Origin of the sequence: Arthrobacter sp. GAS37, assembly GCF_044908325.1 — a bacterium.
GTDB lineage: Bacteria > Actinomycetota > Actinomycetes > Actinomycetales > Micrococcaceae > Arthrobacter > Arthrobacter ramosus.
In genome coordinates, this window is the sequence record NZ_JBIYDB010000005.1 from 141,221 (window position 1) to 154,055 (window position 12,835).

The following is a 12,835-nucleotide window of genomic DNA, read 5'->3' on the forward strand; positions in this document are numbered from 1 at the left end:
AAAGGAAAAGGAACCACAGTGAAGACTTTGTACACAGCCGAGGCGCTTGCCTCCGGTGAAGGCCGCGAAGGCAACGCACGCACCAGTGACGGCAAGCTGGACGTAGCACTCGCCAGCCCGGTGGAACTGGGCGGAAACGGCCAGGGCACCAACCCCGAGCAGCTCTTCGCCGCCGGTTACGCGGCGTGCTTCCACTCGGCACTCAGGCTGGTGGGACGCAAGGCCCGCGTGGATCTCAGTGATTCCGCCGTCGCAGCCAAGATCCATTTCGGTGCCTTGGAGGGCAGCGAGGGATACGGGCTCGCCGCGGAGCTTGAGATCGCGCTGCCTGCCCTCGACCGGGAAACCGCCGAGCAGCTCGTGGCCAAGGCCCACCAGATTTGCCCCTACTCCAACGCGACCCGCGGGAACATCGCCGTCGACATCAAGCTTGTGGAGGTGGCCGCATGAGCGCAGCTGTTCCCAAGAGCACCCGCGAAATCCAGCTGACATCCCGCCCGCAGGGACGCCCTGTCCAGGAGAACTTCCGGCTGGCCGAGACCGAGCTGCCGGAGCTGCAGGAGGGCCAGATCCTGGTCCGCAACGAGTTCATGTCGGTCGATCCCTACATGCGCGGCCGCATGAATGACGTGAAGTCCTATTCGGCACCTTTCCGGCTCGACGCAGCGCTCGACGGCGGTGCGGTGGGTGAGGTGATCGCGTCCCGTTCCGAGGCGCTCAAGGTGGGCGACGTCGTCGTGCACCAGTTCGGCTGGCGCGAATATTCCGTGGTGGATGCGGCAAAGGCGACGCCGGTTCCGGCCGGCCTGGCGCCGACGTCGGCGTTCCTCGGTGCGCTCGGCATGACGGGCCTGACAGCGTATGCCGGGCTGCTCAAGGTGGCCGAGTTCAAAGCCGGGGACGTCGTCTTCGTTTCCGGTGCCGCAGGCGCAGTGGGTTCGATTGTCGGCCAGGTCGCCAAGGCCATGGGCGCCTCCAAGGTGATCGGCAGCGCCGGTTCCCCGGAGAAGGTGGCGCGCTTGCTGGAACTCGGCTTCGACGCGGCCTTCGACTACCACGACGGTCCGGTGGCGAAGCAACTCCGTGAGGCGGCGGGGGAGCGCGGCATCGACGTCTACTTTGACAACGTCGGCGGCGAACACCTCGAGGCTGCCCTCGCAGTCCTCACAGTGGGTGGCCGCGTGGCAATGTGCGGTGCCATTTCCCAGTACAACTCCACAGAGCCCACACCCGGCCCGCGGAACCTGGCCGTGGCGATCGGAAAACAACTGACCATCCGTGGCTTCCTCGTAAGCGGCCAGCGCCAGCACGCCGCTGAGTTCGCCGAGAAGATGGCCGGATGGCTGGCGGACGGAACGGTCCGCTACGACGAGACGATCGTCGACGGGCTGGAAAACGCGCCGCAGGCCTTCATCGATCTCCTGGATGGAGCCAACACCGGCAAGATGCTGGTCCGCCTGCACTGAGTATGATCCTGCACTGAGTACCGGTCCCGGCGGGCGGGCATCCTAGGACCGTTGGCTGGGAGTTCCACTACTGCTTGGTAACAAAAGCTCAACAATCTTCGGGTTGTTGGGCTTTTGTGTTACCCGGGTGTGTTCAATCCCACTAAAGTTGTGCCATCAGTGCGCCCCTGGCGCAGTGCTGCGAAGCATCAGTGAAAACAGAATTTCAGACTCGAGTTTTCGAAACGGACACTCATTGACCAACTGTCGTAGCATCAATCACTTTCTTCCTGGAGGAAAATTGAAGCAATCACTGCGTGCCACCCTAAAGCGCGGTTCATTTGCAGGCGTCGCAACTGCGGGCGCCGCTGCACTTTTGCTGGCAGGCTGCGGTAGCGCACCGTCTGCTTCGAGCTCGGGCAGCGCCACCAAGTCGGACTACACCGCATGCATGGTGTCCGACTCCGGCGGCTTCGATGACAAGTCGTTCAACCAGTCAGGCTATGAAGGCCTTCAGGCGGCAGCCAAGGACCTGAACATCCAGGAGAAGCACGTCCAGTCCAAGGCCGACACGGACTACGACCCCAACCTTCGTTCCATGGTCCAGCAAGGCTGCAAGCTGACGGTTACGGTCGGCTTCCTGCTGGGCGACGCCACGAAGAACATTGCGACGGCGAACCCGAACAGCCACTTCGCCATCATCGACTACTCGGACCCCACCTTCCCGAAGAACGTCAAGCCGATTGTCTATAACACTGCCCAGGCCGCGTTCCTGGCCGGGTACCTCGCCGCCGGCACTTCCAAGACCGGCAAGGTTGCGACCTTCGGTGGTCTCAACATCCCCACCGTGAGCATCTTCATGGACGGCTTCTCTGACGGCGTGAAGTACTACAACCAGAAGAAGGGCAAGTCCGTCCAGCTTCTTGGCTGGGACAAGGACAAGCAGGACGGAACGTTCGTCGGCGACTTCAAGCAGGTCGACAAGGGCAAGGTCCTCACCCAGGGATTCCTGGACCAAGGGGCCGACGTCGTGCTTCCCGTCGCTGGTCCGGTTGGAGCAGGCGCCGGAAGTGCGATCCTCGACGCCAAGGCAAAGGGCACGGACGCAAAGCTGATCTGGGTCGACTCGGATGGCTACCTGACCGCACCCGCCTACAAGTCGGTCATCCTGACTTCGGTCCAGAAGACCATGGCGACCGCCGTCGAAACGGTCATCAAAGCTGACAAGGACGGCAAGTTCGACCCCAGCCCCTACGTTGGCACGCTCGACAACGGGGGCGTGGCGCTTGCCCCGTTCCACGATCTCGACTCCGCAGTGCCGGCTGACATGAAGAGCGATCTTGACCAGTTGAAGAAGGACATCATCTCCGGCGCAGTCAAGGTCGAATCGAAGTCCAGCCCCAAGTAATAATCCGGGCTAAACCGCGTCGCGCTGCCCTTCAGCCGAGTTTTGGCAGAAGGGCAGCGCGTTCTGCGTTGCCTTCAATTTGCTCTTCGACACTCCTTGGCCGAGCACTATGCTGGGACCACGGTGATGACGAGGGGCCATCCTTTATAGATGGGTTGGAGTTTTGAAACTCGAACTGAAAGGGATCACGAAGCGCTTCGGATCCCTCGTAGCCAATGACCACATCGACCTCGTGGTTGAACCCGGCCAAGTCCATTGCCTGTTGGGCGAAAACGGTGCCGGAAAATCCACCCTGATGAATGTCCTTTACGGACTCTACGATCCCAGCGAGGGCGAAATCCTGGTCGACGGCAAGCCGGTCGTCTTCAAGGGTCCCGGCGATGCCATGGCGGCAGGGATCGGCATGGTCCACCAACACTTCATGCTGATTCCGGTATTCACCGTCGCCGAAAATGTCGCCTTGGGAAACGAAGCCACCAAGGCTGCCGGTTTCCTGGACCTGGATGAAACCCGCCGCAGGATCTCCGAGATTTCCAAGCAATACGGATTCCACGTCGACCCCGATGCCCTCGTGGAAGACCTGCCCGTGGGCGTGCAGCAACGGGTCGAGATCATCAAGGCACTCGTTCGCGACGCCGAAGTCCTGATTCTCGATGAACCGACCGCGGTTCTCACTCCGCAGGAAACCGATGAGCTCCTGGATATCATCCGGCAGCTCAAGGCCGCCGGAAAATCAATTGTCTTCATTTCGCACAAGCTGCGTGAGGTCAAGGAAATTTCGGACATCATCACGGTGATCCGGCGCGGGAAAGTAGTGGGCTCGGCCGATCCCTCGGCGTCCCCGACGGAACTCGCTTCGGCGATGGTGGGCCGGGCGGTCAGCCTGACCCTGGAAAAGAAACCGGCCCAACCGGGTGAGGCGACTTTCAAGGTCCGGGACCTGACCGTTGTTGACCACAACGGCCAGCACGTCGTGGACGGGCTGAGCTTCGACATCGCCAAGGGTGAAGTGCTCGCCATCGCCGGTGTCCAAGGCAACGGCCAGACGGAACTCACGGAAGCCATCCTCGGCGTCCAGCAGCACGTCACCGGGTCCATCATCCTCGACGACGTCGAATTGCTCGGCAAGAGCGTCAAGCAGGTCCTGTCTGCCGGCGTCGGGTTCGTCCCTGAGGACCGCAAGATCGACGGCCTGGTGGGAACGTTCTCCATTTCCGAGAACATGATCCTGGACCTGTACGACAAGCCGCCTTTTGCCCAAGGCATCGGCATGAAACCGGCCTTGATAGCGTCCCACGCGGAGAAGAAGGTCGAGGAGTTCGATGTGCGGACGCCGTCGATCGATGTCGCCGTGGGTACGCTCTCCGGAGGCAACCAGCAAAAGGTGGTCTTGGCCAGGGAGCTGTCCAGGCCATTAAGGCTCTTCATCGCATCGCAGCCCACCCGAGGCCTCGACGTCGGTTCCATCGAATTCGTGCACAAGCGGGTCATTGCCGAACGGGACAACGGAACTCCGGTGATGATCGTGTCCACGGAGCTCGACGAAGTGCTCGAGCTCGCTGACAGGATCGCCGTTCTCTACCGCGGAAAGCTGGTGGGGATCGTTCCCGCCGGTACCTCCCGTGATGTGCTGGGCTTGATGATGGCCGGCGTTCCGGAACATGAGGCAGAACTGACTGCGCACAAGACCCTCGAGGGAGGAACACATGTCTGAGTCCAACACCCCTCGACAAGAAAACGAGGTCGAGCCGGAGCGCCCGGAAACATTGGACGACGAGGTCGTCCTGGATGTCGCACTGGACACGGCAGACGGTGCAATGGCCCCGTCAGTAATTCCGGCTACCAGCCAAGGCGGACAGATCCCGCACGCCGCCGGTGGTTCGGTCTTCCGCCAGATCGTGACCGGAAACGCCATGGTCTCGGTGTTGTCCGTGCTCCTCGCGATTGTGCTCGGCGGAATCCTGATGGCCGTGACCAACCCCAAAGTGGCCGAAACAGCAGGCTATTTCTTCGCGCAGCCGGGGGACATGCTCACCGAGGTCTTCAGGCCCTACGTGGCACTGGTCCAAGGCTCGATATTCAACTGGGCCGGGGCCGACGCCGCAGCCCAGCTGTACCCGATCACTGAAACCCTGACGGTCTCCACGCCCCTGATCCTGGCCGGACTCGGCGTGGCCCTGGCCTTCCGTGCGGGACTGTTCAATATCGGTGCGCAAGGGCAAATCATCTTTGGCGCGCTGTTCGGCGCCTACGTCGGCTTTACCTGGCACTTGCCATTGCTGGTTCACTTGCTGCTTGTCATCGTTGCCGGATTCGTCGGCGGCGCGGTGTGGGGCGGCGTCGTCGGCCTCCTCAAAGCCCGGACCGGCGCGCATGAGGTCATCGTGACCATCATGCTGAACTACATCGCGAACTTCCTGCTCCTGTTCCTCCTGACCACTCCGGCTTTCCAGCGCAAGGGCTCGACCAACCCGATCTCGCCCTTCCTGGACCAGTCGGCACTGTTCCCGGAGTTGCTCGGCCCCCAGTTCAGGCTCCACGCCGGATTCCTCCTTGCTGTGCTGGCAACGGTCTTCGTCTGGTGGCTCCTGAAGCGCTCCACGCTCGGCTTTGAATTCCGGGCCGTGGGCGCCAACCAGAGCGCGGCACGCACCGCTGGAATCAACGTTCCCCGCGCCGTGATCCTGGTGATGGCGATTGCGGGTGCGCTTGCAGGCCTGGCCGGCATTGCACAGGTATCCGGAACGGAGAAATACCTCTCCGGAGGCGTCGCGGCTTCCATCGGATTCGATGCCATCACGGTCGCCTTGCTGGGCCGTTCGACGCCCTGGGGAACCTTTTTCGCCGGCCTCCTGTTCGGCGCGTTCCGTGCGGGCGGCGTCGCAATGCAGGCTGAAACCCAGACCCCCATCGACATCGTCTTGGTCATCCAGTCCTTGATCGTCCTGTTCATTGCGGCACCGCCACTAGTGCGCGCGATCTTCGGACTGAACCCGCGGAAAAAGAAGAAGGCCACTGGCGGCCCCGGCTCCGGAACCATCCCCTCCGGAAAAATCGAGAGCGGAGCTGCAACAGCATGAGCACCACAACAACTCAGCCCGGCGGTGGCACACCCGCCGGTAACGCCCCGGCGAGCCCCGGAAAAACGGGTGCCACCGAGCTGGTGAGCTGGAAGGCCGGCATCGGACTGTCCCTGCTCGCAATCCTGGGAACCGTGCTGTTCGGGTTCATGTCCAATTCGAAGTCGGCAGGCTTCGGCATTGCCGAGGCGGCCAATGAAGCGGCCTCAAGTGTTGCTGCCTTGGTCACGTTCGTCCTGGCCCTTCTGCTTTCCGTTGGTCTCGGATACCTGTGGTTCGTCCGCCGTCGTTCGGGCCTCGCGTCGGGTTCAGGCCTCGCATCTGGGTCAGGCACAGTGCCGGGTTGGTTGCCTCCATCCACCGTCGCCGCCGTCGTGGTCCTCGGCCTTGCCGCGCTGGGAGTGGCAAAGGTTTCCAAGATCACGCTCCCTTCCGCGGCCATCGGCTGGATCGCTGCAGTGATTCTCCTGGCCCTGGCCGGCTACACGGTGTACCTCACCCAGGCGAAGAAAGCCGCACCCAGCTGGGTGGGCGGTACCTTTGCCGCCGTGTTCCTCATCGGGTTCATGGTCTGGATCGTCGCTGGCGGAAATGGCGATGAGCCGTCGATCTCCCTCGCCGGACTGATCGCAGGATCCGTCACCTTGGCCGTGCCGCTGGTCTTCGGATCCCTTTCCGGCGTCCTGTGCGAACGCGTCGGTGTGGTCAACATTGCCATTGAAGGGCAGCTCCTGCTGGGAGCATTCTCCGCAGCCGTTGTTGCCACCGTGACGCACAATGTCTACGCCGGGCTGGTCGCGGCGGCCATCGCTGGAACCCTTGTTTCCCTGGTCCTGGCCGTCGTCAGCATCAAGTATCTCGTCAACCAGATCATCGTCGGCGTCGTGCTCAACGTCCTCATCAGTGGACTGACGAGCTTCCTCTTTTCGACGCTGCTGACGGCTGACCCGGATGGACTCAATAAGCCGGGGCGCTTGCCTCCGGTGGACATTCCCTTCCTGTCCGATATCCCCGTCATCGGCCCCATCCTGTTCCACCAGTCCCTCGTGGGCTATTTGATGTACATCGCCGTGATCGTCGTTTACCTCGGCCTTTTCCACACGAAGTGGGGACTGCGCGTGCGGGCCGTCGGCGAGCACCCGCAAGCGGCCGACACCGTGGGCATCAACGTCAACCGGACCCGTTTCTGGAACGTGCTCATGGGCGGTGCGATCGCGGGCATTGGCGGCTCGTTCTTCACGCTGGTATCCGTGGATGCCTTCAGCAAGGACATGTCCGGTGGTCGCGGGTATATCGCCCTGGCAGCGTTGATCTTCGGTCGCTGGAACCCGATAGGGGCCTTCCTGGCCGCGTTGCTGTTCGGCTTCGCGGACAACCTCCAGAGCGTCATCACCATCATCGGTTCGCCCGTGCCGAGCCAGTTCATGGCCATGCTGCCTTACGCCTTGACGGTCTTCGCCGTCGCTGGACTGGTGGGCAGGTCCCGGCCGCCGGCGGCAAGCGGCATACCGTACGTCAAGGGCTGACCGTGGCGTTCACGGATACCGAAGTGGACTGGGCGGCCCTCGAGGCCGCCGCGGTCGCGGCCATGGGGAAGGCCTACGCTCCGTATTCGAAGTTCCCGGTGGGGGCCGCCGCCCTCACCGAGGACGGGAGGATCGTCAGCGGATGCAACGTCGAGAACGCCAGCTACGGACTCACCCTGTGCGCCGAGTGCGCCTTGGTGGGAGACCTCCATATGGGTGGCGGCGGAAGATTGCGGGCGTTCTATTGCGTCGACTCGAAGGGCAATGTCCTCATGCCGTGTGGCCGGTGCAGGCAATTGCTGTATGAATTCCGGGCACCCGGCATGCAGCTCATGACAACGCAGGGCATCAAGACCATGGACCAAGTGCTGCCAGATGCCTTCGGTCCCGACAACCTGGAGGAGAACCGGTGACACAGACTGAAGCGTTCGATGCCGTACAGATCATCTGCATCAAGCGGGACAAGGGCACCCTGAGCCCGGAGCAGATCGACTGGACCATCGATGCCTATACCCGCGGCGTCATTGCCGACGAGCAGATGGCGGCCCTGAACATGGCGATCCTGCTCAACGGGATGGACCGTGCCGAGATCTCGCGCTGGACCGAAGCGATGATCGCCTCGGGCGAGCGGATGGACTTCTCCAGCCTTCGGCGTCCCGACGGCGGCGTGAAGGCCACCACCGACAAACACTCCACCGGTGGCGTCGGGGACAAAATCACCCTTCCGCTTGCGCCGTTGGTGGCGGTTTTCGGGGTGGCGGTTCCCCAGCTTTCCGGCAGGGGACTGGGCCACACGGGCGGCACGCTCGACAAGCTCGAAGCAATTCCCGGTTGGCGGGCGAACCTGAGCAACGAGGAAATCCTGGCCCAGCTGCAGGACGTGGGTGCAGTCATCTGCGCCGCCGGCACGGGATTGGCACCGGCGGACAAGAAGCTCTATGCCCTGCGCGACGTTACGGGCACCGTGGAAGCCATTCCGCTGATCGCCTCGTCCATCATGAGCAAGAAGATCGCCGAAGGCACGGGCTCCCTGGTGCTCGACGTAAAGGTGGGCTCCGGGGCGTTCATGAAGGACGAAGCCCGTGCCCGCGAGCTGGCCGAAACCATGGTGGCCTTGGGCAAGGATGCGGGCGTCAACACGGTGGCCCTCCTGACCAACATGAGCACGCCGCTGGGCCTGACTGCGGGCAATGCCATCGAGGTGGAGGAATCGATGGAGGTGCTTGCGGGCGGCGGTCCGGAAGACGTCGTCGAGCTGACCGTCAGGCTCGCCGAAGAGATGCTCGCCTGCGCCGGAGTGCACGACGCCGACCCCGCGGCCGCCCTCAAGGACGGCCGCGCGATGGACGTCTGGAACCGCATGATCGTAGCCCAAGGCGGCGATCCGCGTGCCGCCCTGCCCGTGGCCAAGGAATCCGAGGTCATCCCGGCTCCGGCCGACGGCGTCCTGGTGGAGCTCGACGCTCTTTCCGTGGGTGTGGCTGCGTGGCGCCTCGGCGCCGGACGTGCCCGGAAGGAAGACATCGTCCAGGCCGGTGCAGGGGTGCGGATGCATGCCAAACCGGGCGCCCTGGTCCGGGCGGGAGAGCCACTCATGACCCTCCTGACCGACACCCCGGAAAAGTTCGAAAGGGCCAAGGAAGCCTTGGAGGGCGCCGTGCTCATTGCGCCGGAAGGCTCACGGCCGGCGCAACGGCTCATCATCGACCGGATCTCCTAGGCTGATCTCCCGGGCATTTTGGGATGCCCGGGAGACAATCCCTGCGGCCATTCGTTAGGAAGACCGTGCAAGCCATCAACGACTTCATCCTCGCCGCGGCCGGGCAGCCTTGGGTTTTGCTTCTGGTTTTTGCCTGCTGCGTGATCGACGGTTTCTTCCCGCCCGTTCCCAGCGAGTCGATGGTGGTGGGACTCGCTGCAGTCTCCGTGACCGCAGGGATGCCCAACACGTGGCTGCTGATGCTGGCGGGGGCCCTTGGGGCTTTCACAGGCGACAACATCGCCTACTTGATCGGCCGCAAAGTAGGTGTTCGCCGCTGGCGGCGGATGCAGTCCCAAAGGATGCAGGGTGCGTTCCGCTGGGCCGGGAGGGAACTTCGACGCCGGGCCGCGTCACTGATCATGGTGGCCCGGTTCATCCCCGTCGGCCGTGTGGCGGTCAACCTCACAGCCGGAGCAACCCACTTCCCGCACGGCATGTTTGTGGCGCTCACGGCCATGTCTGCCGTTCTGTGGGCCGGTTATTCGGTGGCCATCGGTGTGTTCTTCGGCCAATGGTTCGAGCACAACCACCTGCTCGGAGCGATTATCGCAATCGGCGCGGCCGTCATTCTCGGAATCATCGTGGACCGGATCATCAGCAAAGTCCGCGGGGCCACGCCTTCCACCGAAGAGGACGAAGAAACCGGTGAGCCCGAAGAGGAATCCGTCATGTAGCAGGGATTGAAGATCCCTCCACGGGGGGATGCTTCCATTCCAGCTTTCGAGCTAGCCTTAAATTGTGTCCCACCCCGGCCGGGGCGTAGCGAACGACGCCCGGGCCGTGGGACACTGGATAGCGATCTATGTCACGCGACCGTGTGACTTTCCTTGAGGAGCAATGCCTGCGTGGAATTCATGAACCACATGCTCGAGCATGCCGCCGGGCAACCGTGGATCTACCCGGTGCTCCTGGTTTTCTTTTTCATCGACGGCTTTGCCACGATCCTTCCAAGTGAGACCGCGATCGTAGGACTCTCTGCCCTTGCCATGCACCGAGGTGAGCCGAACCTGTGGCTCCTCGGCGCTACGGCGCTCGTCGGGGCCATGGCCGGCGACAACATGGCGTACATGCTGGGCCGCAAGATCGGCCTGGACCGCTGGAAATGGATGCGCAAGCCGAAGGTCCAGAAGATGTTCGCCTGGGCACACTACGAGCTGGACAAGCGCGGCGCAGTGCTTATCTTCACAGCCCGGTACATACCGTGGGGCCGGGTAGCGGTGAACTACGTCGCCGGACAGACTGGCTTCCGCCACAAGACCTTCTTCTTCCTGGATGCCTTCGCGTGCTTCACGTGGGTAGCTTATTCGATCGGCATTGGATCGTTGGCCGGCCACTGGGTGCACAACAACCCGCTCCTCGGCGTGGGGATTGCCGTGGCATTCGCCGTGGTACTCGGCGTCATTGTGGACCACACGTTGCGTTGGTGGCACAAGCGCCTTGAAAAGAAGGACGGCGAAAAGAAGGACGGCGAGAAGAAGGAAGCAGCTTCCGCGGAAGCAGCCGCAGCAGACACGGGGACCGCGGTTAACGCGGCGGCCGGCGTCGAGCGCTCAAACCCTGCTGGCTAAGCTTCTTCCGTCCCCCTAGAGTTGAGACGTGACTGACCCCATTGTTGACGCCGCCCCTGCCCTTGACTTCGACCTGAAGAGCCTGCCGAAAGTTTCCCTTCACGACCATCTGGACGGGGGACTGCGCCCGGCCACCATCATCGAGCTGGCGGAGGCCGTCGGCCACACCCTGCCTTCCACGGATCCCGTAGCGCTGGGCCAGTGGTTCCGTGAGTCCGCGGACTCCGGTTCTTTGGTCCGCTACCTCGAAACCTTTGACCACACGATTGCTGTCATGCAGACCAAGGAAGGCCTGGCGCGCGTCGCCAAGGAGTTCGTTGAGGACCTGGCTGACGACGGCGTCGTGTACGGCGAGATCCGTTGGGCGCCCGAACAGCACCTGCAGAAGGGCCTCACCCTCGATGAGGTTGTGGACGCGGTCCAGGAAGGGCTCGACGCCGGCGTGGACGCAGTTGAGGAGTCCGGCGGCCAGATCCAGGTGGGCCAGCTCATCACGGCGATGCGCCATGCGGACCGCGGCCAGGAAATTGCCGAGCTCGCCGTACGCCACCGATACAACGGAGCTGTCGGCTTCGACATCGCCGGAGCCGAAGACGGCTTCCTGCCTTCCCGTTTCAAGGACGCTTTCACCTACCTGGCCGAGCACAACTTCCCGGCTACGGTGCACGCCGGCGAAGCCGCGGGTCTGGAAAGCATCCAGTCAGCCCTTGTGGACGGCCGCGCCCTGCGCTTGGGCCACGGCGTGCGTATCGCCGAGGACATCACCGTTGAGTTCGAAGATGCCGAGGGCGAAGAGGCCGACGACGACGCCGAGGACACCATTGGCATGGTCACCTTGGGTGAGGTGGCCGGCTGGGTCCGCGATCGCGGAATCGCGCTGGAAATCTGCCCCTCGTCCAACCTGCAGACCGGCGCAATCGCGAACTTCGGCGAAGGCATCGAGAACCACCCGCTGGACATGCTCTACCAGTTGGGCTTCAACGTCACCATCAACACTGACAACCGGCTCATGAGCGGCGTGACGCTCACGGACGAGTTCGAGCTTCTCGTGGAGACCTTCGACTACGATCTCGACGACCTCCTCGAACTGACCCTCAACGCCGCCGAGTCGTCGTTCCTGCCGCTGGACGAAAAAGAAGCGTTGGTGGAGTACATCAACGACGCCTACGCCAACCTTGGCTGAGGAGTCCACTGGCGGGACAGCCTCTGTAAGTCCCGTCGCGGCGCTCGTTGGGCCCACGGCGGCAGGGGTCCCCGGCCGAGCTTGCGAGGTTGGGGAGCTGCTGGGGAAGATCGCCTCTTTGCGCGAGCACTGTCCGTGGATGGGGGCGCTGACCCACGAATCCCTCATCGAGTACCTGATCGAGGAAGCGTACGAGGTGGTTGACTCGATCGAGGCCGGCGCCTCCGGTTCCGACACTGCCGACGAACTCCGCGGCGAGCTGGGCGACGTGCTGCTCCAAGTGGTGCTCCACGCCCGGCTCGCCGAGGAGCAAGGACAGTTCACCTTCGACGACGTCGCGCGCACCATCACGGAGAAGATGGTGCGGCGCAACCCGCACGTCTTCAAGCCGGACGGATCCTTGCAGGAATCCTTCCCGGCCACCGTGGAGGAGATCGTCGAAAAGTGGGACGCCGTGAAGAAGGCCGAAAGACCCGGGCGTTCGGATCCCTTCGAAGGAATACCGCTACACCTTCCTGCCCTCGCCCTGGCGCAAAAGTCCCTTGACCGTGCCGAGCGCGCAGAGCGCGCGGGCGGCCCGGAACGCGGCGGCAGTCCAATGGCGGCGGTGGAGGTTCCCGACTCCGAAGCTGCGCTTGGGGACTTGCTGCTCGCCGTCGTCGCGGGCTCGCGGGAGAAGGGGTTCGACGCCGAACGGGCCTTGCGCGGCGCCGTCCGCCGCTACCAAGGCCGCGACGGCGAAGCCACAAAACGTGAGGGATCCGACGCTGTTCCGTAACCTTGGCCGGTCTCGACTAGGCTAGTGGCGACGAGGACGTCGAGAATTTCCCTCAAGATTCCCAGTAAATCGCTTCACCATAAGG

Annotated in this window: 12 protein-coding genes; all 12 read left to right on the forward strand. The window is 63.2% G+C overall.

Annotation, left to right across the window (positions count from 1 at the left end; all coding sequences use genetic code 11):
* The first annotated feature begins 18 nt into the window (after nucleotides 1-18).
* Nucleotides 19-450 carry an organic hydroperoxide resistance protein gene (locus ABH924_RS06885; protein WP_234751280.1) on the forward strand — a complete coding sequence of 144 codons (432 nt, stop codon included), beginning with the start codon at nucleotides 19-21 and terminating at the stop codon, nucleotides 448-450.
* Entirely contained in the window at nucleotides 447-1,466 is a 1,020-nt protein-coding gene (locus tag ABH924_RS06890; RefSeq protein ID WP_404497785.1) for an NADP-dependent oxidoreductase, read from the forward strand. The genes ABH924_RS06885 and ABH924_RS06890 overlap by 4 nt, the downstream gene beginning before the upstream one ends.
* A gap of 280 nt (nucleotides 1,467-1,746) precedes the next feature.
* Complete coding sequence (locus tag ABH924_RS06895; protein WP_234751284.1) at nucleotides 1,747-2,853, forward strand: BMP family protein; 1,107 nt, start codon at nucleotides 1,747-1,749, stop codon at nucleotides 2,851-2,853.
* Nucleotides 2,854-3,016: 163 nt separating this feature from the next.
* Nucleotides 3,017-4,567: an ABC transporter ATP-binding protein gene (locus ABH924_RS06900; RefSeq protein WP_404497786.1), complete on the forward strand. Its 1,551-nt coding sequence runs from the start codon at nucleotides 3,017-3,019 to the stop codon at nucleotides 4,565-4,567.
* Nucleotides 4,560-5,933, forward strand: coding sequence for an ABC transporter permease (locus ABH924_RS06905; RefSeq protein WP_404497787.1), 1,374 nt, complete (start codon nucleotides 4,560-4,562; stop codon nucleotides 5,931-5,933). Before ABH924_RS06900 ends, ABH924_RS06905 begins: the two co-directional genes overlap by 8 nt.
* A complete protein-coding gene (locus ABH924_RS06910) occupies nucleotides 5,930-7,459 on the forward strand; it encodes an ABC transporter permease (RefSeq protein ID WP_404497788.1) in 1,530 nt (509 codons plus the stop codon). The genes ABH924_RS06905 and ABH924_RS06910 overlap by 4 nt, the downstream gene beginning before the upstream one ends.
* 2 nt (nucleotides 7,460-7,461) lie before the next feature.
* Complete coding sequence (locus tag ABH924_RS06915; protein ID WP_404497789.1) at nucleotides 7,462-7,872, forward strand: cytidine deaminase; 411 nt, start codon at nucleotides 7,462-7,464, stop codon at nucleotides 7,870-7,872.
* Nucleotides 7,869-9,179 (forward strand): thymidine phosphorylase, encoded by a 1,311-nt coding sequence (locus tag ABH924_RS06920; protein ID WP_404497790.1) that lies wholly within the window; start codon nucleotides 7,869-7,871, stop codon nucleotides 9,177-9,179. Before ABH924_RS06915 ends, ABH924_RS06920 begins: the two co-directional genes overlap by 4 nt.
* 65 nt (nucleotides 9,180-9,244) lie before the next feature.
* Nucleotides 9,245-9,895: a DedA family protein gene (locus ABH924_RS06925; protein ID WP_404497791.1), complete on the forward strand. Its 651-nt coding sequence runs from the start codon at nucleotides 9,245-9,247 to the stop codon at nucleotides 9,893-9,895.
* A 189-nt stretch (nucleotides 9,896-10,084) separates the two neighbouring features.
* Nucleotides 10,085-10,789, forward strand: a complete 705-nt coding sequence (locus ABH924_RS06930) for a DedA family protein (protein WP_404497848.1) — start codon at nucleotides 10,085-10,087, stop codon at nucleotides 10,787-10,789.
* Between the two features lie 28 nt (nucleotides 10,790-10,817).
* Nucleotides 10,818-11,972, forward strand: a complete 1,155-nt coding sequence (locus ABH924_RS06935) for an adenosine deaminase (RefSeq protein ID WP_404497792.1) — start codon at nucleotides 10,818-10,820, stop codon at nucleotides 11,970-11,972.
* Between the two features lie 139 nt (nucleotides 11,973-12,111).
* The gene (locus ABH924_RS06940) at nucleotides 12,112-12,750 is read left to right on the forward strand and encodes a MazG nucleotide pyrophosphohydrolase domain-containing protein (protein WP_404497793.1); all 639 of its coding nucleotides are present in this window, start codon (nucleotides 12,112-12,114) and stop codon (nucleotides 12,748-12,750) included.
* The last annotated feature ends 85 nt before the right edge of the window (nucleotides 12,751-12,835 follow it).